Annotated in this window: 19 protein-coding genes; 3 read left to right on the top strand and 16 right to left on the bottom strand. The window is 34.6% G+C overall.

What is annotated here, in order from left to right; genetic code table 11:
• Positions 1 to 7 precede the first annotated feature (7 nt).
• The 3 genes from agaD to agaB are packed head-to-tail and all read right to left on the bottom strand — an operon-like array spanning position 8 to position 2,081.
• Positions 8 to 805, bottom strand: a complete 798-nt coding sequence (gene agaD, locus F5ESL0263_RS01175; protein ID WP_122034224.1) for a PTS galactosamine transporter subunit IID — start codon at positions 803 to 805, stop codon at positions 8 to 10.
• Entirely contained in the window at positions 795 to 1,592 is a 798-nt protein-coding gene (agaC, locus tag F5ESL0263_RS01170) for a PTS galactosamine transporter subunit IIC (protein WP_074425998.1), read from the bottom strand. Before agaC ends, agaD begins: the two co-directional genes overlap by 11 nt.
• A 9-nt stretch (positions 1,593 to 1,601) precedes the next feature.
• Entirely contained in the window at positions 1,602 to 2,081 is a 480-nt protein-coding gene (gene agaB, locus F5ESL0263_RS01165) for a PTS galactosamine transporter subunit IIB (RefSeq protein WP_074425999.1), read from the bottom strand.
• 161 nt (positions 2,082 to 2,242) lie between these two features.
• Between agaB and F5ESL0263_RS01160 the strand changes: the two genes are divergently transcribed.
• Positions 2,243 to 2,968, top strand: a complete 726-nt coding sequence (locus F5ESL0263_RS01160; protein WP_122034222.1) for a GntR family transcriptional regulator — start codon at positions 2,243 to 2,245, stop codon at positions 2,966 to 2,968.
• 81 nt (positions 2,969 to 3,049) lie between these two features.
• Here the strand turns inward: F5ESL0263_RS01160 and F5ESL0263_RS01155 are convergent, their stop codons facing one another.
• From F5ESL0263_RS01155 to F5ESL0263_RS01110, 10 genes are all read right to left on the bottom strand, one after another.
• On the bottom strand, positions 3,050 to 4,108 hold the full coding sequence (locus tag F5ESL0263_RS01155; RefSeq protein WP_122034220.1) for an SIS domain-containing protein: 1,059 nt from the start codon (positions 4,106 to 4,108) through the stop codon (positions 3,050 to 3,052).
• A 9-nt stretch (positions 4,109 to 4,117) separates the two neighbouring features.
• Positions 4,118 to 4,927 (bottom strand): PTS system mannose/fructose/sorbose family transporter subunit IID, encoded by an 810-nt coding sequence (locus F5ESL0263_RS01150; RefSeq protein WP_074426002.1) that lies wholly within the window; start codon positions 4,925 to 4,927, stop codon positions 4,118 to 4,120.
• On the bottom strand, positions 4,920 to 5,723 hold the full coding sequence (locus F5ESL0263_RS01145) for a PTS sugar transporter subunit IIC (RefSeq protein WP_122034218.1): 804 nt from the start codon (positions 5,721 to 5,723) through the stop codon (positions 4,920 to 4,922). The genes F5ESL0263_RS01150 and F5ESL0263_RS01145 overlap by 8 nt, the downstream gene beginning before the upstream one ends.
• 6 nt (positions 5,724 to 5,729) lie before the next feature.
• Positions 5,730 to 6,212: a PTS sugar transporter subunit IIB gene (locus F5ESL0263_RS01140; RefSeq protein ID WP_074426004.1), complete on the bottom strand. Its 483-nt coding sequence runs from the start codon at positions 6,210 to 6,212 to the stop codon at positions 5,730 to 5,732.
• Positions 6,205 to 6,624 (bottom strand): PTS sugar transporter subunit IIA, encoded by a 420-nt coding sequence (locus F5ESL0263_RS01135; RefSeq protein ID WP_122034216.1) that lies wholly within the window; start codon positions 6,622 to 6,624, stop codon positions 6,205 to 6,207. Before F5ESL0263_RS01135 ends, F5ESL0263_RS01140 begins: the two co-directional genes overlap by 8 nt.
• 78 nt (positions 6,625 to 6,702) lie before the next feature.
• The gene (locus F5ESL0263_RS01130) at positions 6,703 to 9,387 is read right to left on the bottom strand and encodes a sigma 54-interacting transcriptional regulator (protein WP_122034214.1); all 2,685 of its coding nucleotides are present in this window, start codon (positions 9,385 to 9,387) and stop codon (positions 6,703 to 6,705) included.
• 186 nt (positions 9,388 to 9,573) lie between these two features.
• Positions 9,574 to 11,118 (bottom strand): ATP-binding cassette domain-containing protein, encoded by a 1,545-nt coding sequence (locus F5ESL0263_RS01125; protein WP_122034212.1) that lies wholly within the window; start codon positions 11,116 to 11,118, stop codon positions 9,574 to 9,576.
• Positions 11,119 to 11,523: 405 nt separating this feature from the next.
• Positions 11,524 to 13,809: an alpha-xylosidase gene (gene yicI / locus F5ESL0263_RS01120; protein ID WP_122034211.1), complete on the bottom strand. Its 2,286-nt coding sequence runs from the start codon at positions 13,807 to 13,809 to the stop codon at positions 11,524 to 11,526.
• A 2-nt stretch (positions 13,810 to 13,811) separates the two neighbouring features.
• Entirely contained in the window at positions 13,812 to 15,290 is a 1,479-nt protein-coding gene (locus F5ESL0263_RS01115) for a glycoside hydrolase family 1 protein (RefSeq protein WP_122034210.1), read from the bottom strand.
• Complete coding sequence (locus tag F5ESL0263_RS01110; protein WP_122034209.1) at positions 15,280 to 16,167, bottom strand: ROK family protein; 888 nt, start codon at positions 16,165 to 16,167, stop codon at positions 15,280 to 15,282. Before F5ESL0263_RS01110 ends, F5ESL0263_RS01115 begins: the two co-directional genes overlap by 11 nt.
• Before the next feature lie 154 nt (positions 16,168 to 16,321).
• Here F5ESL0263_RS01110 and F5ESL0263_RS01105 point away from each other — a divergent pair, with 154 nt between their 5' ends.
• Positions 16,322 to 17,440: an ROK family protein gene (locus F5ESL0263_RS01105; RefSeq protein ID WP_122034208.1), complete on the top strand. Its 1,119-nt coding sequence runs from the start codon at positions 16,322 to 16,324 to the stop codon at positions 17,438 to 17,440.
• 116 nt (positions 17,441 to 17,556) lie between these two features.
• Positions 17,557 to 18,792 (top strand): PTS sugar transporter subunit IIC, encoded by a 1,236-nt coding sequence (locus F5ESL0263_RS01100; protein ID WP_122034207.1) that lies wholly within the window; start codon positions 17,557 to 17,559, stop codon positions 18,790 to 18,792.
• A gap of 56 nt (positions 18,793 to 18,848) precedes the next feature.
• Here the strand turns inward: F5ESL0263_RS01100 and F5ESL0263_RS01095 are convergent, their stop codons facing one another.
• From F5ESL0263_RS01095 to F5ESL0263_RS01085, 3 genes are all read right to left on the bottom strand, one after another.
• On the bottom strand, positions 18,849 to 19,556 hold the full coding sequence (locus F5ESL0263_RS01095; RefSeq protein WP_122034206.1) for a coenzyme F420-0:L-glutamate ligase: 708 nt from the start codon (positions 19,554 to 19,556) through the stop codon (positions 18,849 to 18,851).
• Between the two features lie 94 nt (positions 19,557 to 19,650).
• Positions 19,651 to 20,397 (bottom strand): aspartate/glutamate racemase family protein, encoded by a 747-nt coding sequence (locus F5ESL0263_RS01090; RefSeq protein ID WP_122034205.1) that lies wholly within the window; start codon positions 20,395 to 20,397, stop codon positions 19,651 to 19,653.
• 16 nt (positions 20,398 to 20,413) lie between these two features.
• Positions 20,414 to 21,982, bottom strand: a complete 1,569-nt coding sequence (locus F5ESL0263_RS01085) for a UDP-N-acetylmuramoyl-L-alanyl-D-glutamate--2,6-diaminopimelate ligase (protein WP_122034203.1) — start codon at positions 21,980 to 21,982, stop codon at positions 20,414 to 20,416.
• Positions 21,983 to 22,007: the final 25 nt, after the last annotated feature.

The raw sequence follows: 22,007 nt of genomic DNA, 5'->3' as shown, positions 1-22,007 counted from the left end.
GCTCCAATTACATAATTCCTAACCATGAACATGCAATACACAGTACAAAGACTATCGCAATCAAAACAATTGGTGAAACTTCCTTTTTCTTAAGTAGCCAATATAAGAAGAAAGTAAATCCTAATGGCAAAATGTTTGGAAAGACTTTATCAAGAAAATCTTTCTGTAATGAAACACTGCCTATCTTTACCTTTAAAGACAAGGTAACGTACGAACTTATCAATGCACCAATTACTGTTAATCCCATAATTGAGGCAGATTTAGAAATGATAGTCGAGTTTTCTTGAATTACATCAATTGCTTTTGTTCCCATGTCATAACCTAAGTGGGCAAAAGGAATTCGACATAAGAAGATTGCTAAATAAACTAAGAAGAAAATAATCGGTCCTAATGGGTTGCCCTTAGAAGCAAACGAAGCACAAATTCCACCAACAATTGGCATAATAGTGAACCAGTAGATTGCATCTCCGATTCCAGCTAAGGGAGCAAATAATGCGTTTTTCAATCCACTAATCGTTTTTCGATCAACTCTTTTTTCTTCCATACTTGTTAGTAATCCCAACAAAATGGAAACAAGTGGAGGACTAGTATTGATAAAGTTCATATTGTCGACCATTGCTTCCGACATTGCTTCTTTATCATCACCAAAAATTTTCTTCCAAATTGGTATCTGACTCCATGTCCATCCTGGAGCCTGCATACGTTCATAGTTAAATCCTAGTTGGAATAAGGACGCTCTTAAGCCTAACTTGGTAATATCACTTTTGCTAACCTTGGTATATTTCTGATTTGCCTTAGATTCCATCTTCGCTACCCCCATTTTCTCTAACTTCATCTATCTGAGCTTGTAGCTTCTGGTTTTGTTTATTATTAAAGAAATCAATCATTGCGAAAACTGCTCCAATAACTGCAGCAGGCAGTACATTAGAATAGTTTATAAAGCTAGCGACTACAAAGCCTAATAGCAAATATGGAACATAATTTACTCTGAGTAAAACTTTTAATAGCATTGCAAAACCAACTGCTGGTAAAACCCCACCTGCTAATTCAAAGCCATGAATTAACCAAGTTGGCATTGCTTTGACAAGTGAAGCCATAGGTGCTTGAGCAGCATATGCTGACAAGAAAATAACTACGAAAAATGTGAGTGCCATTACTACAACAGAAAACCCAATAAAACGATTGAACTTTTTGGTGTCTGCGTTTTCTGCTGCCTTATCTAGTCCTGGCATAAAACCTGAAAACAACGAATAGTACATTAAAATGATGTATTGCATCAACATTGCAAATGGTAGCGAAAGTCCAACAGCTGTGGCCGGTGAAACACTGGTTGTATGCGCAATTACTACTGTCATAATTCCGCAAACTGCTGGGTTTGGTGGCTGTGTTCCACCTGCATTAGTTAAACCAGCAAAAGTTAATTCAGCAATTCCCCCTGCTAATAATCCTGTCATAGGGTCGCCAAGAATCACACCAGTGATGGCACAACTAATGATTGGCCTAAAGATGTAGAGAGCTTCAGTGTATGAATCGACACCTGCAATAGCACCGAACACACTAAGCAAAATCCCTTGAAGTAAAGTTATTTGCATTTTTATCTCCTATTTAAAATCAATTGGTGTTTTCTTTTCTCCAGGAACATCCTGAATATAGGTATTAACGTTAGCATGCACCAACTTCATTAAATCGTCCTTATCTTTTTGATCAACATAGACTTTGTCTGTAACTTTTTCTTTTCCAGTTGAAAAGTGCATATTACCAACGTCTATTTCTTTTATTGGCACTCCCCCTTCGACCAACTTAACTGCATCACCTGGTGTTTTGACAATAATAAAAATTTTCTGTCTAGGTGCTGCTTTTCCAATAATATTGATGGTTTTTTCAATTGTAAAAAATCTCACCTGGGCACCTGAAGACTCAGAAGTACTTTTCATTAGTTTTTGTTGTAAAGGATCATTTGCTACATCGTCATTTGCTACTAATAGTAAATTAGCTCCTAAAGAACTAGTCCAAATTACACCGACTTGTCCGTGTATAAGTCTATTATCAATTCTTGTTAATAAAATATTTGGTTCACTCATCGACTTTTCCTCCTATAATTATGGTCCGGACCAATTAACTAAATAATAATTGAAAGCGGTATCAATGTCAACATCAAGTTTTAAATAATACTATATTTTTGCTATACTTTAAGTGAATAAATATCCGTATATTGGTACGGACCTATAATTTGGAAGGAAATATGAACGAAAACACTACAGAGCCAAAATATCAAAAGTTGGTTAAGCGAATAAAAACCTATATTCAGGAAAACATGAGAGCTAATCAAAAAATATTGAGCGAGCGAGAAATTGCACAGCGTTTGAGTATTAGCAGATACACTGTACGAAAAGCCCTTGATGAACTTGAAAAGAAAGGATACATTTATAAAGTTCATGGAAAAGGAACTTTTGTATCTGAAAAATCTGTTCCAACCGCATTAAATGAAATCTATAGTTTTACCGAGCAGATGGAGCAGCTTGGTAAAAAGCCAAAGATGGAATTACTAGAGTTTAAGGTTTTTACGCCCAATCAGGAACTTGCTTCTAAACTCCATGTTGTTAGTCAAGACAAAGTAATTAAACTCAAATACCTTCGAACAGCAGATGATGTTCCAATGATGATCGAAGAAACCTATCTTCCGTATTCTAAATTTCCAACACTGACAGTTGATGCTCTCTCTAAAAATTCACTCTACTCAATTATGAAAACTGAGTTTAATCAAAGCATTCATGTTGTTAGTGAATCCATGAGAGCCAGTCTAATTTCTTCAAATGAAGCAAAACTGTTAAAAGTTGAAGATGGTTCTCCCTGCCTCAATGTGAGACGAACTTCGTTCAATAAGTTAAATGAACCAATTGAATTCACTTCCTGTATTGCCCGAGGTGACCAGTTTGTCTACAATTACAAATATATACATCAGGATTGATTTCTTTTACTGTATGCAAAAACCCTACTGCTAAATAGCGGTAGGGTTTTTATATTTCATTATTGGTCAGTATGGTTTTTCTTAATTATTAAATTTTTTACTACCTAATTTCATATGGAAGTTAGGATCTTTTGGTGAATTTGGATCAAAGCCTAAAACAGTTGGGACAATTGATGCCATTACTTGAAGCAACATTGGGAAAATAAAGGTTTCAAAATCTTGAGGTACATCTACGTCATAGCCAAAGTGATTACCGTTGTTGCTATCTGAAGTGTCAACCAAATACAAATTATTCGTCCAGTCACCAAGTACTTCAATCATTTTTTCACAACGTGGCTCAGTGCCATTGTCCAAAATTATAACCGTAGCCTTCTCATTCATTGCATTATAAATGCCATGAATAAACTCATCAAAATCATAACCAGTTACAGGGAGCCGACAAGTTTCCAATACTTTCAAAGCACCTTCCAAAACATCTCCATACAGCATGCCTGGTCCAACAACGCGTAGATTATCCATCTTCGCTAATTTTTCTTTATGTTCTTCGACCCAGTCATAAGCTCTTTGGTATGCATGAGGGAATTGATCTAACGTAGTATTCAAATCCTTTAAGTCCTGGTCAAATTGATCTTGACTTAAGTTGCCATTTGCCAAACCAATGTAGTCAGCTAAAAGCAGCAAATTGAGCTTAGTTGAGTAATAGCCCTTTGTTTTAGCCCCAGCCTTTTCTTCTCCAATATTAACTGTCAAAACTTCATCAGCAATTTGGTCAATGTAAGCATCTTTTTCTCCAGCCATTGTGCCAATAACACATCCAGCTTCTTTAGCTGTTTTCATTGCATCAAATGTACTAAAGCTACTACCACCTTGGGAAATACCAATAAGCAAAGTGTGAGAATTATCACCGACAAAGAAATCTGGAGTAAGCATGAATGGATAAAATGCTAGTACTTCAACGCCAGAACGCTTACGCATTAATGACTGCATTTGCAATCCAGAATGATAACTAGTACCTGAACCAGTAATGATAATCTTTTTAATATCTCTTTTTGCTACACTTGCAAAAAGTTCTTTACTTCCTTCGACAATCTTCTTTAATTGATCTGGTGTGCTTGAAATATATTGTTGAATTAAATTCATTTTATCTCCTTATAAAATTCCAATTACGTGTAATAAAATACCTAAAATCAAAACTCCAATAGTTAGTTTTGAAACACTGACTTTCTTTCTGATTAAGCAAAAGACAAGCAAAGTAGTTAATAGTGGCAATAATTTTGGCATAATTTGATCAAAAATGGTTTGCAGCTTGACTGTCGCACCAGTCATTGAGAACTTAAGTGGTGTAACAACTGGTAACATAGTTGCAACCATTCCACCTACTACCATCATGCCAATAATACCAACTATCTGCATTATTTGATCCATGACGCCATTTTTCTGAACTTCGTCCAAAGACTCGACGCCCCATTTATAACCGTATTTTAAGCCAAAAATTCTTATTAGAGTTGCAGGTAAGTTATAAAGAACAAAGAAGAGAATTGGTCCTAAAATACTACCTTGCTTGGCAAATGAGGCACCAATACCAGCTGCAATGACACGGAAAGTGCCGAAGAGAATTGAATCCCCGATTCCAGAAAATGGAGCCATTAAAGCTGCTTTAACAGAGTTAATTGAATCTGGGTCAATTGCTGAAGGATTGTTTGCATATTGCTCTTCCATTGCAGAAGAAATTCCCATAATCATTGGTGTCATAGCAGGCGTACAATTGAACAAAGCCAAATGACGCTTTAATGCAGCCGCTCTATCCTTTGTGTTTGAATATAGCCTTTTAATTGCTGGCTCCATTGCGTATGCATAACCAATGTTCTGCATTTTCTCGTAGTTAAATCCACCTTGCAATGCAAATCCTCGCCAGAAAATTGAACGTAAATCTTTTTTAGTTAGTTTTTTGTCAGTCAAAATCAATCGCCCCCTCAGTTAGGTTGTCTTCTGTTTTCTCAGATTTAGTTTCATCCTTGCCATTCGGCTTTTTACCATTATTACCAAACAAAACGATAATAATTGCCATACAAATTGCAAGCACTGCAATTCCTGTGATATCTAATTTTAGATATGCACATAATAAGAACCCCAAGAAAAAGAAAACAAATAGTTTCTTTGAAAATAACATATCTAGCAGTAGCGCAAATCCAACGGATGGAAGTAAGTTACCTGCTACAGTTAATCCATCTAAAATCACCTTTGGAATAGCATTAATAATCAAATTAATCTTTGATGCTCCCAATAGCATTGCTAAAAATGTTGGAATAAATGCACTGAGGAAGAACAGAACTGTTGTTGACAATAGCATTAGATTGATTCCTCTAAAGTTAGCGGTCTCGGCATATTTATCTGCTTTATGGGAAAACCATAAGTTAACTACTCTAACCAAAGTTCCTAAGTTAGCTGCTAAAACTGCCACTGGCACCGCAATAGTTAAAGCAATTCCAATTCCCTTATGAGAAATTATTGCTAGCGCAGTTCCAATTACACCACCGGTAACATAATCAGGTGGTGTTGATACACCGATCCCAGCAATTCCCATCCAAATAAGTTCTAGCTGGGCTCCAATAATAATACCTTGCTTAATATCTCCTAAAGCAAGTCCAACAAAAACACTTAGTACAATTGGTCTGCCAAATAAAGTTGCACCCAAGACACGTTCATCTAGGATACCTATTCCGGCAATTAAACCAATCAATAGAGCTTGTACCATTAGTCATCACTCCTTAAGTAAATCATCGAGATCTAGTTTCTTATCTCGAGGTAGCATTCTAAAATCTAGTTCAACGCCCAATTTCTGAATTTCTTTTAGGTCCTCAATATCTTGATCAGAAACTGCTACATAATCATTTAGTTTCTTTTTACCTTCTTCAAATTTCAAGCCACCCACATTTAATTCTTTAATTGTTCCATTTGAATTTTTTATTAATTGTAAGGCATCCTGAATATTTCTGACTAAAACCAACACCTGTGCCTTTTTAGCAGAAGCAAATTTTTCAACGATTGGTCCAGATTCAGCAACACTACGAATATATAAAGTTACTCCTGCAGGCTTGGCCAAGTTTAAAGCCATTGCCTTAACCTTATCTTTCTGTGCTTCATCGTTTGCTACCAAAATCGTATTAGCTCCTGAATTAGAAGTCCAACCGATTGCAACTTGTCCATGTAGCAAGCGCTCGTCAACTCTTACTAATTTAAGCATTATTCTCAACCCCTTCTCTTACTTTTTCACCAACATCAACTATTCCTGCTATCCCTGCATTTTTTAATTGATTGACAAGATCACTTGTACTTAAGTCAGCTGAATCTGTAGTCAGTAATGTTAAAAGCATTGGCAAATTAAGCCCTGAAAGCAAAGTAAAATGATGTCCCTGCAACAAGAGCTCCATAAAAATATTAGTTGCACTTCCACCAAACAAGTCTGTTAATACAATTAAATTCGACTCATCAACAGAGTTAATCATCGCTTCAATTTCTTCTTTAGCTTTAATCGATGATTTATCTTTAGTCATCCCAAAGCAGTTAACATTTTTAATTGGCCCAACAATTAGCTCAGCCGTTTTTTTAAATTCATAGCTCAAATTGCCATGAGTAGCTAAAATAATATCTTTCACATAAAATCCTCCCTTTTTGCTTTTAATTTCTTTCAAATATCTAAAAGCAAAAAGTGTGCCAAGTTAGTGTGCATGAAACTAGTCATGCACAATCAAGTCCCTAATATAAGCGGTTTCAGGGTCATTGATTTTAATTGCAAAACTATTTTCCAGCACACTATTATATTTTTTTAGAACACTAAAGCAGCTATCCCTAACAATTAATTTGTTATCGCCGTTATATTCTTTAATCTCATTTCCTCGAATAATTCTTTCAATCATGTTGGCAATATGAACATATAAAGATATTTGTACTCGATTTGAAATTTTCTTGTTTAAATCTTGCTGAACTTCTTGAATGTACTTACCAATAACATTCATAACTTTGTTAGGCGAAATAATCGTTAAGGAATCCAAAATTCGATCTAATGAAAAGTTCTTAATTAACTGTTTTTCCCATGCCTCAAGGTTATCTTGACTAGAATATGGTTTTAGAACAGCTTCTAAGTCTTTGATTTTTTCACCAGTCATTATTTCTTCAAGACCAAAGTAAGGTATTCCTTCAACATCAGGATTATCAATTCCTACAATCGCAACAACATTTTTCTTCTTAAGCAAATCTGAATCTTGGTAATTAACTAGCTCCTTATAGTCATATGCTTCCACTTGCATATTCACTAAACCATGAAAACTCTGGCTTAAAATGTTTTTTATTCTCTGTGCACTACCCATTCCTGTCATACATGTAGTTATGATTGTTGCAGGAATTGATAATTTTGGAACACATAGCTTACTTTCAATTGTATTTTTAGGTAAATTGTCCTGTATTGTTTGTAGATCTTTTTTCAACATTAATTGGTTACCGATTTCAAGCATAATGGACATACTGACATTATTAATTACAAGTAGTTCACAATCGCACTCATTTTGGATAGGTTCAATAATCGATTCCAGTGCACCCATGTCCATCAGAACGACCAGACCTTCTTGTGGATTAATCCTTTTAATTAAGTCTTTCAAATAACTAATCATTTCAGTTCTGGAAACGTCTGGTTTCAAATCAACTGGAGTATAAATTGCATTTTGTAAAAAGTGATTACAAGTGTCACTCATACTGCTGGCAGTGGCATAACCGTGTGCAACTAAAATAGCTGGTATCTGTGGTAAAACCGTCAAATCATTATTAGAAATCAAAATTGCCAACCAAATGCGATCACATTTTCTCAAGCTAACTTCAAAATGCATTTCGATTAATGGAGCCAATTTATCAATTATCTGTATTTCTGGGCTGAAGAGTTTATTAACTAAACTAAGATTCATGTCTTTAGTAAAATCAATACTTGCTTCATTTCGCATTAAATAGTAAATATAGATTGCTAAATCGTATAGAGATAAGTTTTTAAGATTTAAAAAATCTATCTGAGCCACATCAAAAATACTTGTTATCGCATCAGTGTAATCTGCAATAATTGATCGTTCTGTACTATAAAGCGAATACAGAATTTCGTGAGTTTCTTGTTGAACAATTTCATAATAAGGTTTCCTTTTTTTAACATTACCTAGCTGTAGTTGATCTAGCCTTTGCCACGAATATGACATTTTTGAAAAAAACTCTTTATCATCAATACAAATATGATCTTTTTCCGTATCGTCTGGATGAAAAATTAATTTGTTTTTTTCCTGTGTCATTGCAAAGTTAGTTGTACGTTGCTGTTTTAAAATACTACTTGGTAAATCACCAATCTTAATCTCAACTCGTTGCTTGCTTATAGCTTGTGCATATTTTTTAGCCACAATATTTTGAAGCAAATTCTTTAGTTCCCCAACATTAGCTTTAAAATGGCAATGATTAATCAAACCAATACACTGTTTTGAAATTTCGATATCACAATTAATTCTTTTTGCTTGCTCAATTAGTAATGTAGTCGTTAAAGCTCTTTTCTCATAGGTCCCTCTCTGATCAAGTGTAGGCAGCTTAATTTTTATTGGTATTCTGCGTAAAAATGTATTTAAGAAGTTCTTTTCTTTTTCAGTTGTTGCAAAGTATAGTCTAGTTCTACTTTCGATTTTTTTAGCGTCATTACCAACCGGAGAATATTTCCCAGTGTCTAAATATGTGAATAACTTTTCTTGTCCTTCTGGACTTAATCGATGTACTTCGTCTAAAAATAAAATCCCGTCGTTAGCTGATGCAAGTGCCCCTGCCTTATCACTGTCTGCTCCAGTAAACGATCCTTTTACGTAACCAAAAAGAACACTAGACAATAATTCTGGGTTATTAGCATACTGCGCACAGTTAATAACGATCAATTGTGCATCAGTATTTAAAACACCATATGATTTTGCGTATTGAAATAATTTTTTGATTAAAAAAGTTTTACCTGTCCCAGACTCACCAAAAATGATTGCTGGCAGACCTGCAGGCGGATATAGTAATGATGCTTTTAGTTGCTCAATTACTTCTTTTAAGCTTCCATTCCAGCCGATAATTTCTTTCCAAAGGTCATCTTGATATTCATTTTTGAAGTCTTTAATACTATCGTAAGTATTAGTAGAATATGTGTTTTTGTCAAAACGCAGATAAATTACCGGTCTTGTGTTAATTTTAATTAGCTTTTTTCTTTTATATAATTGATTGAGTTTTTTACTTATCACCGAACGCTCAGCATCAGTTTTTTCAACGACAAAATTCGTTGTTGGTGCCTCCATCAAATCATAATTTCTCATGAATAACTGCGTTTGTCGTTTGACCAAGTCCAATATTTCAATTTCTAAATCACTCATAATTTCATGCCTCCCTTTTCCTAAAATGTATCACATGATTAATTAATAAATTTATCAGCTTTTATTTATCATATTTAAGAATACTTTTCAAATTACATTAAGCTTATATCCTTTCATATCAAGCAAAAAGAATTTGGAAATTCCAAATTCTTTTTAATTGATTATCAATTTTTTAATAGCAAGGAACTATTTTTGTTCTTTCTCTAATTCTGCTATCTGCTTAGACATTTCTTGAATCTGGGAAATAGGAATCGAAGTGTCAGCCATCATTTCATCTCGCTTGTATCTTAACAAGCTTAATTCAGCGCTTGTATCCTTGCTTGCTGTATTTGGCAACAGTAACTTGCCTTTAGCAATTTGCCACTTTGGAAAATTCAACTCGTTTATGATACTTTTATCATGCGTAACGATTATTACGGAAAAAGGATAATTTTTTAGAAATGAAGTTAATGCTGTTACAGACGAAATATCTAAAAAGTTATCTGGTTCATCAAGTATTAGCATATTATGTTCACCTAACAAAATTTGAGCTAACTTATAGCACACTAATTGTCCCCCACTCAGGCTTGATACTGACATATTCAAGCAATTACCTAAGTGTAAGTCGCCCAATAGCTGCCTAGTAGTCGTTTCATCAAAAACAGTACTTTTTTTGATTTCATCACCGACTTTTTTAGAGTTGTTAACCTCACTTATAACATCTTGTGTAAAAAAGCCTATTTTTGCTTTAGGATTTATCCACTCAGCTAATAAATTGTTTATCAATTCAGTTAAAAAGAATGTTTTTCCACAGCCGTTTTCCCCAGTCAAAATAATTTTCTCTTTATTCTTTATTTTTAATGTTTCATCAATTTTGAAAAGCTCTCTATTTTCCCGATAAATAGTTTGTGCATCAATTCTTAACAAATTGTCTTTTGCCTTCAACTCTAAGTTAGAGACTTTAAAATTATTCAATGTAATTGGATGCCGCGTAACAGGTTTTTTTAATTGACTCATTTCGCGATCTATCTTTTTAGACATAACTTTGCTTGAGTGTAACAACTTTTTTTCAATTTTATTCGAGTCCTTTATTTTCCAATCAGACCAAGAGATATTCTTTTTCTTTTTAGTCGCACTATGTCCTTTACTCTCCAGTTGCCTTTGTATTTTTCTTAAGTTGTTAATTTTCTTTTTCTTTAATTGATATTGTGTTTCTTCACGACGTAAGTCATCTTCTTCCTTTTTTTGATACTCAACATACGTGCCTTTAAATTCATTGACGCTATTATCTTCGATATACCAAACGGTATTTACAACTTCTCTAAGAAATTCTTGGTCATGGCTTACGATTAGCACCGGCTTACTGAAACTATTAAGCGTCTCAACCAACCATTTTTGTTGAACAATATCTAAATTAGCTGTCGGCTCATCAAGTAATAACACAGCTTGTTTACTTTTATTTACCTTTTTGATTGCAGAAGCAATAGCTTCTTTTTCCTTTTCTCCCCCACTTTTTCTGTCATGATTTAAAAGCTGTGGCACCATATATGTATCACAAAGCCTTACTATATTTTCTTTTATGTCCATTGTGCTTGGTTGTTTATTAATTATTCTTAACATAGTAGTCTTGCCAGAGCCGTTAAGTCCTATTAAGCCTATTTTTTGGTGTTGAGTGATGCTTAAGTTGGTAGCAGTGAATAGTTCTTGGCCATTATTGTTTACTTGTAGATTTATAATTTTTATATATTCCATAACTAATCTCCTTACATGTTTAGCGTAAAGACTGATATGCAAGTATATTTAAAGTTTCGATATTTTTAGTAAGACACGTTCAAACTCACCACTGAACTTCGTTATAAAGAAAAAAAGATCAATATGTTATTAACATATTGATCTTAGTTTTTTATTCAGATAAACAAAAAATTATCGTATGCGGTAAGACAGTCTAGTAAGATTGATTGGCTCACAAAGACTAGCAAAAGATGGTGCATCTTCTATATCAATATCTTTAACATTTAAATTCAAGTGCATATTTAATCTTTTGCTAATCATCTTTATAATTCCTTAATTTTTATTGTTTATTATACACGTTTTATCACAATTAGGTACTAATTTTAATAAATTAGTATCTTCAAAAATAGTACTTTTTGGCTTAGCTTACTTTGTGATGGATAACTTTGTTTCCCCTGTTAAGTCCTTATACTCATTAACCTTATTGCCAGCAATATAAATTCTAATATCAAAAGTCTTGAGATTTTGTGGCTTTACTAACAAATTATTGCCATCATTAATGACTATAACTTTACCTACTTCCGTTCCATAACTGTCAGTTAAACGAGCTTCTATTTTTCCATCTCCTGGTTCGAAAACATTAATAGTTGGATGCTCAGTAAAATCATACATCGTTTCATTATCAAATTCACCTGTTATGATAACTGAGTTAGGCCGAGCTAACACTGGTAAAGTTAGTTCGTCGAATTTTTGTTTATACCATCTTCCACTTTCATAAGCTTCTCCAGTCAAAATACTAATCCATTTTCCTTTAGTTTCAGGAACATAAAACTGAGCTTCTCCCTGGTCATTAAAAATAGGAGCAACTAATAGATTACTTCCTAACATATATTGCATATCCAGATCTTCCGTACCTGGATCATCAGGAAATTCTAAAACCATTGAACGTAAAATTGGAGTTCCGTGAAGATGGGCTTCCAAAGACATCCCCATCAAATAAGGTAATAATTTCAGCTTAAGATTTGTAAATTTTTTGGTGTTTTCTACTGCTTCTTCACCATATAGCCAAGGAACCTTATAAGTGGTTGAACCATGATAGCGTGAATGTGAACTTAATAATCCAAACTGCGTCCAGCGATTATATAAATCAGGTGTTGCATTTTCTTCAAAACCAGAAATATCATGTGACCAGTAGCCAAAGCCACTCATTCCAAATGATAATCCACTACGTAATGTCTCGGCCATGGAAGAATAGTTAGATGATGAATCACCACCCCAATGTACGGGATAGCATTGACTGCCAACTGTGCCTGAACGAGCGAATACCAATGCTTCTTTTTGTCCTTTAACTTCAGCGATAGTATCAATGACAATCTTGTTATATATCAAAGGATAGTAATTATGCATTTTTTCTGGATCAGATTTATCAAAATATTGCACATCTTTTGTTGGAATTCTCTCTCCAAAATCTGTCTTAAAAACATCAACACCTTGATTTAATAGCTCCTTTAGATATCCTTGATACCACTTAACCGCATCAGGATTCGTAAAGTCAACTATAGCCATACCGGCTTGCCACTTATCCCATTGCCAAACATCACCATTAGTTTTTTTGATGAAATATCCCTTTTGGGCGCCCTCCTCAAATAAACGTGACTTTTGGGCAATATATGGATTTATCCAAACACAAACTTTTATTCCTTTATTATGGATTTTATCAAGCAATCCTTCAGGATCAGGAAAGATGTCCGGATCCCACTCAAAGTTACACCATTCAGTTGGTTTCATCCAGCAACAGTCAAAATGGAAAACAGACAGCGGAATATCACGTTCCAACATACCGTTTATAAAACTCATTACAGTCTTTTCATCATACTTTGTTGTAAATGACGTTGTTAACCATAAGCCATAACTCCACGCAGGCAGTAGTGGAGGTCTACCTGTCAGAGCGGTGTAGTGATCTAAAACTTCTTTATTATCTTTTCCACCAATAAACATATATGAAAGTTCTTGACTAGGAACAGAAAATTCTACTCTATCAACCTGCTGAGAAGCAACTTCATATGAGACCTTTTCTGGTGTATCTACAAAAATTCCGTAATTTCTATTTGATAAATACAACGGAATATTTTTATATGATTGTGTTGTTTCAGTTCCGCCGTCTCTATTCCAAATTTCAACCTCTTGTCCATTTTTAACGAAGTTTGAAAAGCGCTCACCGAGTCCATATATTTTTTCACCCGGTTGTAACACAAAGGAATTAGATACATGAACATGACCCTGAGGATCAAATATTCTAGCAACTGATCTATCTATTACCTCTGCTCTAAATTTACTATCATAATAAAAGTTAAATTTGACCTGACTCCCTCTTATTATTTCAAGAGAAGTTTTATCAGATATAAAAACAAACTTATCTTGTTGCTCTACTATCCTTGGCTCAAAATCTACATCTTTATTTAATTTAAAATTAGGGCCATGGTCTACTTCACCCTTGAAATTTATAATTTTTATATCAATTATGTTTTTACGAGGAGCTGTAATTTCTACAGTTAGCATGCCATCATCTAACGTCATGCCAGGATCAGTTATTTCCTTAAAAGGAAGCCAAAGAGTTAATTTGCTCTTTTCAATTTTATAATCGTATATACTCTTGCCATAATCAACTGAAAAACCATCTCGAATTAACCAGTTACCATTTAAATATTTCATGATTATTCCTTATCTTCTAAGTCTTTGCCATTTGATCTAATTACTTTTTTATACCAATAGAAGCTGCGCTTGGGAATACGCTTTAGACTTCCATTTTCTTGATTATTTTGGTCAACATATACAAAACCATAGCGTTTAGAATATCCGTTTAACCAACTTAACAAATCAGTGAATGACCAGGCACAATAGCCCAAGATATCTACTCCATCTGTAATGGCTTCTTGCATCGCAATAATATGATCAGCTAAATATGAAATTCTGTAGTCATCGTCAATTTGGCCGTTTTCTATTTCATCATGAGCTCCCAATCCATTTTCAGTAATCATAATTGGTAATTGATATTTTTCATATACTTGTCTAAGTGTGATTCTCAGACCCGTTGGATCCTTTTCCCAGCCCCACTGTGTTTTATTAACATATGAATTTTCTACGCTATTAAACATAGCAATCTCTGGTTCATCAGCTCTACCTTCCTCAGGCTGCATTAAATAAGGATCAGTCTTATCAAATTTTTCTTGTTTTGACGACTCGGTAACTTTTTGTATTCGATTCTGTTGGAAAGTTCCTCCATGATAATAGTTGATTCCAAGAAAATCAGGATGGGCTTCAGGATCTTCTAAAATCTTCTGTTCTTTTGGCGTTATTTCAGGCATAATGCCTAATTTTTCAAATTGCTTCTTGCAAAAAAATGGATACTTACCCGTGCAATATACATCCAGCCACCAATTATTGTTAAAATCATTAGCGTTTATAGATGCAAGTACATCTTCTGGGTCTGATGTTTTTGCATAAGTTGGGCCATAGCCAAAACTAGGTCCTATCATCCCATCAGGGACCATTTGATGAAAAAGCTTGATAGCTTCAGCGTTAGCAACATTTATGTGATGATTGGCCAACATCATTAATTTAATACTATGTTTCTTGGGTGGATGGGTTCCCCAGCGATAACCCATTGATGTAAAAACATTCTGCTCATTTATTGTTACCCAATATTTTACTTTTGTACCGAATTCTCTAAACAAAAGTTTGGCATAGTTTTTAAATGCCTCAACGGTCTCAGTAGATTCCCAACCATCATATTTTTCCTGTAAAGCCAATGGAAGATCCCAATGATACATAGTTAATACCGGCTCTATCTTTGCATTTATGAGTTCGTCAATTAAACTATGGTAAAATTGCAAACCTTTTGCGTTTACCTTTCCTTCTCCATCAGGAATGATACGACTCCAAGAAACTGAAAAGCGATAGGCCTTTAGTCCCATCTTTTTCATTAACGCTATATCTTCCTTATATTTATGGTAATGATCTACAGCTATATCTCCGCTAGTTCCTTTATAAGTATTACCTTTTTCATGTGAATATACATCCCAAATTGATTTGCCCTTACCATCTTCACCAGTGGCGCCTTCTATTTGATATGCGGCTGAACTTGCTCCCCATAAAAAATCTGTTGGAAAATCGTCTAATTTCTTATGAAACATTATTTTTGCTCCCTATATAGGCCCAATATGCTCCGTAAAGACTTGCATCATCAAAAAAGTGACAAGGTTCTACTATGGTTTCGAAATCTCTCCAATTTGGAATTCCCGCTAACTTAGTATTAAGTAGTGGTATTAGTTCACTATTTTGACTAATACTTCCACCAATAAGAAATTTTTGTGGGTTAAGGGTACATACAATATTAAAAATACATATAGCAACGTATGTAGCCCAATGATCAACTATTTTCTTAACTTGTGGATCATCTAATTCAGAAAAAATTTGATATTCTTCCACTAAATCATTTGGAATACCCCTCATTTCTGAGTAATCAGCAATCAACGCCTTAGTTGAAGCTAAAAAGTGCTCACTATCATAGCCATGGCCTGTATAATCACAGACCATCATGCCAAACTCTCCTGCTGAGTATCCTATGCCACGAAGTAATTTATTATTAATGTAGATTGCTCCACCTATACCATTTCCTAAAGTCATAACTACAAAATCATGAACATCTTGAGCATTTCCGTTTAATTTTTCTGCTATTGCTGCACAATTGGAATTATTTTCTATAAATATCTCTATGTCCTTATCAATATAACGATGAAAGTCTTCAGCAATATTGTGTCCGTCTAAAATTCTTAGTGATCCAGCACGAATGGCAACATTGTGTTTAACATCAATAAATCCTGGAAAACTAATACTAATTGCTGTAACATCAAAACCACTCTCTTTTACTATTTTTGCTAAAGAGGCATAAAATGTATTTGCAGAGGCATTTGAAATTTGATATTGACCTTTACCGGTCAAATTATCATTTTTATCAAAAAAGCCATATCTTATATATTTTTGTCCAACATCTACTGTTAATACTGTCATTTCCGTATCACCTATTATGGTTAGTTAGTTTAATTTACATACCTTACCATATAGAATAATACCATTTAAGATCATTGTAAACACTTTCAGCAAATCTTGTTTGAACAAATCTTCCTAATACCTTTATAATAAAAGTAAAAAAGGGTAAACAAATATGGTAATGAATAAGCAGGCGATGCGTAAAAGTAACGAAATTTCCGTCATAAAGCATGTCATAAATTACGGACCTATTTCTCGCAGCCAAATTTCTAAAGATCTTTCAATTAACAAAGTTACAATTTCTAGTATTCTAGATGATTTATTAAACAAAAAATACGTTAAAGAAATTGGTGAGGGCGAAAGCACTACAGTTGGTGGTAGAAGACCTCTACTTGTTTCTTTTAATTCACATTATGGATATTTTATTAATTTAGAATTAGGCAACAAATCCCTTAAAATCATGGCTACCCTAGCCAATGGCTACGTTAATCGTTTCGAAGAAATAGCTCTTACTAATTCAAATCCAAACATCAAGAACCTATTAAAAAAGAAAATTACTGATTTTATGATAAGTGATACTGAAAAAGGACTACTTGGTATTTCTTTAACAGTACATAAAAAAGAGCAGTTAATAAGTGATTCATTAGTTTCATGGTTGAAGGAAAACTATTCAATACCAATAATTGTTGCAAATAACGCCGATGCAGCAGCAATTTTTCAGCGTGATTTTTCTTCAAATAATGAAATGAAAAATTTGATTACTGTAGTTATAGATGAAAATATTAATGCTGGAATCATTATTAACGAAAATCTTTACACTGGCTTTGGCAATAATGCTGGAGACTTAAGCGAAATGCAGTTCTTGTTGTCAAACGATGATTCCCTTGCTTCTTTTAATCCAAATACCTACTGTTCGCAAGAAGCTGTTTTAAAGAGTATTTCTAAAAATGAGGGACTGAACAATCTGTCAATCCAACAAATAGCGAAGTTATACTTTAAAGGAAATCATCAAGTAAATAAAGCTATTTTACAATTTGTTAAGTGTTTATCCCTTGTTCTTAATAACCTTATTGCTACTTTTTCTCCTCAAATGGTGATTCTTGACTCTACTCTATTAGAAAATATTCCCAGCTTATTAATCCAAATAAAAAATAATTTACCAATTTTAAAAAAGCATAATACTCAATTACAAATAGCGCGAAAATCAAGATTTGCTCCTTTACTTGGTGGCTATTCATTACTCTTGAGAGAAGTTTTTGAACTTGGTGACAAAAGACTGCGTCTTATACCGTAAACGTAGTCTTTTTTTAGTTTGACAAAATCGATGAAAGGGATTACATTATTTATGGTTAGTTAGTTAACTTTACATACTTGTTTAATAAATATAAATCTTTTAGGAGGATTTTTATAATGCATAACATAATGACAATTGTGCAGCAAAAGTTAATGCCCAAGCTAGCAAAAATAGGTAATTTAAAATATATGGTCGTTCTTAGAGATGGTATGATTATTACCATTCCTTTTACGATTTTTGGCTCAATATTTATGATTATTGCCCAATTACCCATTCCCGGTTGGGCAAATATTATAAAGCCTTTCGCACCAGCTTTAAACGCTTGTGTTACGGTAACATTTGGTATCCTAGCATTGATAGTAGCAATGGGTATTAGCTATCAAGCTGCTAAAGCAAACAAGATGGATCCAATGTCTACCACTGCTGTAGGTACCATTGCCTTTTTAATGGCAATGCTAAATAAAAATTTGGCAATAGATCCTGCACAGCTTGGGTCTGGCGGTATTTTCACAGCAATCGTAATCTGCATCTTGGTTGTAGAAGTAATGAATTTCTGTATAAAACATCACTGGGTAATTACTTTGCCTGACTCTGTACCACCTGCAGTTGCTAACTCATTTTCATCATTAATTCCTGGTGCAACCGCCCTGCTAGTCGTTTGGCTAATTAGAGTAGTATGCAATATTGACATCAACAGTGTTATCACAACCATTTTCAGTCCTCTTGTTGTTGGACTTTCAAGTATTTGGGGAGTTGAATTAGCAATCTTTCTTGTTTGCTTACTTTGGTCAGTTGGTATCCACGGCACCAATATTGTTGGTAGTATTTATACTCCTGTATTTTTAACATTTTTAACTCAAAATATTAACGCAGTTGCTAAAGGTCAGGCTCCTACTAATATTACTTCAGAAGGATTTTTAAACTTTGGTATGACAATTGGTGGTACTGGCGCTATTTTAGGTTTAGTACTTTGTATGTTTACTGCTAAAAGTAAAAGATATAAGGCTATGCGTAATTTGAGTTTAATGCCTGCAATCTTTAATATTAGTGAGCCTATTATGTTTGGTGTTCCAGTTGTCTTGAACCCAACCTTAATGATTCCATTTATTCTGACTCCTATGATTCTTCAATTCATTACCTACTTCTTAATGAAATTCCACATTATTGGTATGATTGTTGCCCAAGTTCCATGGACAACGCCAACCATTATTAGTGGTTTTCTAATGACTGGTGGAGATTGGAAAGCTGCTGTATGGCAAGCAATCGAATTAGTACTAGCTGTTTTAGCATATTACCCATTCTTTAAATCTCTTGATAAGCAAGCTGTGAAAGAAGAACAAGAACTTAAATAATAAGTCGCACTGATTATAAGCAAAAAGGCCAAAATTCAAAAAGAATTTTGGCCTTTTTAATTAACCGTATCCTCAATACTGCTTTGGAAATCCTCTTCATATTTCAGTCCATGTATGCAAGCTAAAGGAATATTAACTCCGCGTTGACCCATTACTAAGCCTGCAGCAGACGCCAACATGTCACACAGTGTTTCAGCAGTTCCGGCAGTTTCATTAATTCTTAAACCTTTTAGACCATACAATCCGACAGCTATTTGGTTTGCACCCTTTTTATCTTTCCTTCCATCACTATCAGTGATAATCACACCAACTTTAACACCTAATTCTTGTAAAAAAGTTTGGCTAATTTTTTGCGCAGACGCATCACAATTTTTCGGTAAGGTAATTGCAGTATTATTTTCGCCCTTATCCACTCCGCCACTAGTCAAGCAAAGTCCATTAGGTAACCATGCCCCAATATAGCCATCATCCATTTCTAGCCTTTTGCCAGTTGGATCCCCAGTTTGATCAATTATCACTTGAATTAGACGAGAATCCTTTCTTGGAATTTGTTTCTGAATTTTCTGTGCTAAAGCAGAAGGTACTATTTGTTTTAATTCAACAATATTACCTTCTGCCAACGAGCATATTTTAGAAGCCACACAAATAATATCGCCATTGGACACATTAAATTTCTCTTTTTTTATAGTTTTTGCCAATACCTTTGGCAAATCACACACTGTAGTAATTTTTGGTACACCATTAAGTCCGTTAATTGTAATCATCTTTGTCCCTCTACAATATTTTTCGCCTTCTAATAACGAAATATCATTTATATAAAAATAAAAAGTTTCACTCACAATTGCAAGTGAAACTTTTTTAATATAAATATTTCTTTACTGCCTCTTTAGGATCCATCCCCGCACGAATTTTCAATTCTAATTCAATCGCTACATCAGCAATGATTGATTGGGGATCAATCACCTTATAAGGATGATCAGGAGCTTTTTCTTGGGCTAAAGAAAGTTCAGTGCAGCCTAACAAAATAACGTTACAGCCGTACTCATCATGCATCTTACGCAAAATACTATGATATAGTTCTGCGTCTACTATACCCTTTTGCTTGATATTAGTATAAATCAGTTCAGTAACCATCGGCTGAATCTCAGGCCCACCTAGTTCTACCTGACGGCCAACTGCCGTAATTTCATCAACATATAAATGATCATAAATTGAACCTTCAGTCGCAATTACACCAATTTTCTGTTCATTAGGATATTCTTCAACAAACCGGTGCACTGCAATCCGCATCATATGCAAAAAAGGAACATCAGTTAGACTAGCAAGGTCATCATAAAAGTAGTGTGCTGTATTACACGGCATAATAAAGAAGTCAGGACCTAATTGTGCCTGTTGTAAAACATCCTCACGCAAATTGATGAAAAAGTTTGGTTTAGAATGGTCTTTAATATAGGCTGTTCGATCAGGTATTTGGGCGTCATTAACCAAAACATAATTTAAATAGTCTTGGTCTTTAGTGATTTTAATTCGATGGTTAAGTTGTCTTGCAAGACTTTCTGTTGCAATTGTTCCCATACCACCAAGAATTGTAAAAAAGTTTCTCATTTTTGCGCTTTTCTCACTATTTAAAGTGCTCGTTCTGTCCTTCCAGCTCATTAATCATTTGCTGGGCTACATTGATGTCAGAAGGATAAGGAGTATTGACTCCACGAACTTTTTGGAAGCCATCTTCACCCTTACCACAGATTAGAACGACGTCACCATTTTTTGACATACTAATTGCATCATAAATTGCTTTTTGTCGATCTAATTCAATTGTGACATCAACTTTGGAGTGATCAATTCCCGCGTCAATTTCCTGGCAGATCTCCATTGGATCTTCAAAGCCTGGATCATCAGTTGTCAAAAAGGCCTTGTCAGCATATGCATTCAAACTCTTACTAAAACCCGGACGTCGTGAAATGCCCTTATCACCAGGTGCACCGACGACCACTATGATTTTTGGATTATCAAATTCGCGTTGCATGAAGCCCATTAAAGCCATCATTGATGCTTCATTATGAGCATAGTCAACAACTACCACACCATGATCCTTAGTAACTTCAGTTTGCATTCTTCCGGGAACAGATACTTGGCTTATACCTTTGGCAGCAGGATCATGTTCCATACCTGCCAAGCCTGCACCAATAACTGCTGCAGTTCCGTTGGACTCGTTAAAATCACCAAGCATCTTCAACTGATAATCACCAGCTATCTTAAGCTGCTTTGCCTTGTCACTTACACAGAGAACTTGAAACTTCGTACGAGCCATATCAAGTTCTTCGGTAGAAAAGCGGAAGTCAATTGTTTGCTTTAGGCTCGGATTGGTGAACTTTTCATCAGCAAATAGGTAAATACTATCGGGATCTGTTGTTGTTGTAGCTGCTGCGTAGACTTCATCAAAGTGGGCTGTTTGCGCATTGATAATACACTTGCGCGCATTAACCAACAGCTGCAACTTACAATGTAGATAATCCGCAAAGTTTGGGTGTTCATTTGGTCCAATATGATCAGGCGAAATGTTCAAAAAGAAGCCTAAATCATAAGTTAAGCCAAAGACACGGTTACGCTTATAAGCCTGACTAGAAACTTCCATTACCAAATGAGTCATTCCGTTATCAACTGCTTCACGCATATCACGGAACAAATCAAGCGACTCCGGCGTAGTTAAACTCGACTTAAAAGTATCTTCTGGCTTTTGACCAACAACATTGTTAACAGAAGAAATTAATGCAGTACGTCCACCATTAACTTGATCTAGCATCCCCTTTAAAAAGTAAGAGGTTGTTGTCTTGCCCTTAGTTCCAGTAATTGCAATTACATACAAATCATCTTGTGGAAAACGGAAAAATGCCGCAGATAGCAATGCCATTGCCTTTGAAACATCGCGAACAATCAGTGCGTGCATCCCTTTGCCTTCTGGGTATGGCTGTTCAGCCACATAACAGTTAGCACCATTATCTTTTGCCATTGATAAATAAGTTGGTCTAAAACCGGCACCTTTGCAGAAAAACAAGGTGTTGGTTTTAATATCACGTGAATCGTATGACACATATTCCATTTTTGTCATAACAGTATCTTGAACTGCGCTCGATTTAAGTAAGTGATGTTCTTTTAATATTAAAATACAGGTATTTAAAGAAATACTCATGCTATACCCCTCTATTTGTTATCTA

The sequence above is a fragment of the Lactobacillus sp. ESL0263 genome (genome assembly GCF_003692845.1).
GTDB classification, from domain to species: Bacteria; Bacillota; Bacilli; order Lactobacillales; family Lactobacillaceae; genus Lactobacillus; species Lactobacillus apis.
This window is presented reverse-complemented; position numbering and strand designations above follow the sequence as displayed.

What these genes read in the sequence shown, in the direction of transcription:
- yicI (WP_122034211.1), bottom strand. Translation starts at nt 13,809, where the DNA reads ATGAAATATTTAAATGGTAACTGGTTAATTCGAGATGGTTTTTCAGTT.
- F5ESL0263_RS01160 (WP_122034222.1), top strand. Translation starts at nt 2,243, where the DNA reads ATGAACGAAAACACTACAGAGCCAAAATATCAAAAGTTGGTTAAGCGA.
- F5ESL0263_RS01140 (WP_074426004.1), bottom strand. Translation starts at nt 6,212, where the DNA reads ATGCTTAAATTAGTAAGAGTTGACGAGCGCTTGCTACATGGACAAGTT.
- F5ESL0263_RS01115 (WP_122034210.1), bottom strand. Translation starts at nt 15,290, where the DNA reads ATGTTTCATAAGAAATTAGACGATTTTCCAACAGATTTTTTATGGGGA.
- F5ESL0263_RS01105 (WP_122034208.1), top strand. Translation starts at nt 16,322, where the DNA reads ATGGTAATGAATAAGCAGGCGATGCGTAAAAGTAACGAAATTTCCGTC.
- F5ESL0263_RS01110 (WP_122034209.1), bottom strand. Translation starts at nt 16,167, where the DNA reads ATGACAGTATTAACAGTAGATGTTGGACAAAAATATATAAGATATGGC.
- F5ESL0263_RS01130 (WP_122034214.1), bottom strand. Translation starts at nt 9,387, where the DNA reads ATGAGTGATTTAGAAATTGAAATATTGGACTTGGTCAAACGACAAACG.
- F5ESL0263_RS01090 (WP_122034205.1), bottom strand. Translation starts at nt 20,397, where the DNA reads ATGAGAAACTTTTTTACAATTCTTGGTGGTATGGGAACAATTGCAACA.
- agaD (WP_122034224.1), bottom strand. Translation starts at nt 805, where the DNA reads ATGGAATCTAAGGCAAATCAGAAATATACCAAGGTTAGCAAAAGTGAT.
- F5ESL0263_RS01085 (WP_122034203.1), bottom strand. Translation starts at nt 21,982, where the DNA reads ATGAGTATTTCTTTAAATACCTGTATTTTAATATTAAAAGAACATCAC.
- F5ESL0263_RS01100 (WP_122034207.1), top strand. Translation starts at nt 17,557, where the DNA reads ATGCATAACATAATGACAATTGTGCAGCAAAAGTTAATGCCCAAGCTA.
- F5ESL0263_RS01155 (WP_122034220.1), bottom strand. Translation starts at nt 4,108, where the DNA reads ATGAATTTAATTCAACAATATATTTCAAGCACACCAGATCAATTAAAG.
- agaB (WP_074425999.1), bottom strand. Translation starts at nt 2,081, where the DNA reads ATGAGTGAACCAAATATTTTATTAACAAGAATTGATAATAGACTTATA.
- agaC (WP_074425998.1), bottom strand. Translation starts at nt 1,592, where the DNA reads ATGCAAATAACTTTACTTCAAGGGATTTTGCTTAGTGTGTTCGGTGCT.
- F5ESL0263_RS01125 (WP_122034212.1), bottom strand. Translation starts at nt 11,118, where the DNA reads ATGGAATATATAAAAATTATAAATCTACAAGTAAACAATAATGGCCAA.
- F5ESL0263_RS01095 (WP_122034206.1), bottom strand. Translation starts at nt 19,556, where the DNA reads ATGATTACAATTAACGGACTTAATGGTGTACCAAAAATTACTACAGTG.
- F5ESL0263_RS01145 (WP_122034218.1), bottom strand. Translation starts at nt 5,723, where the DNA reads ATGGTACAAGCTCTATTGATTGGTTTAATTGCCGGAATAGGTATCCTA.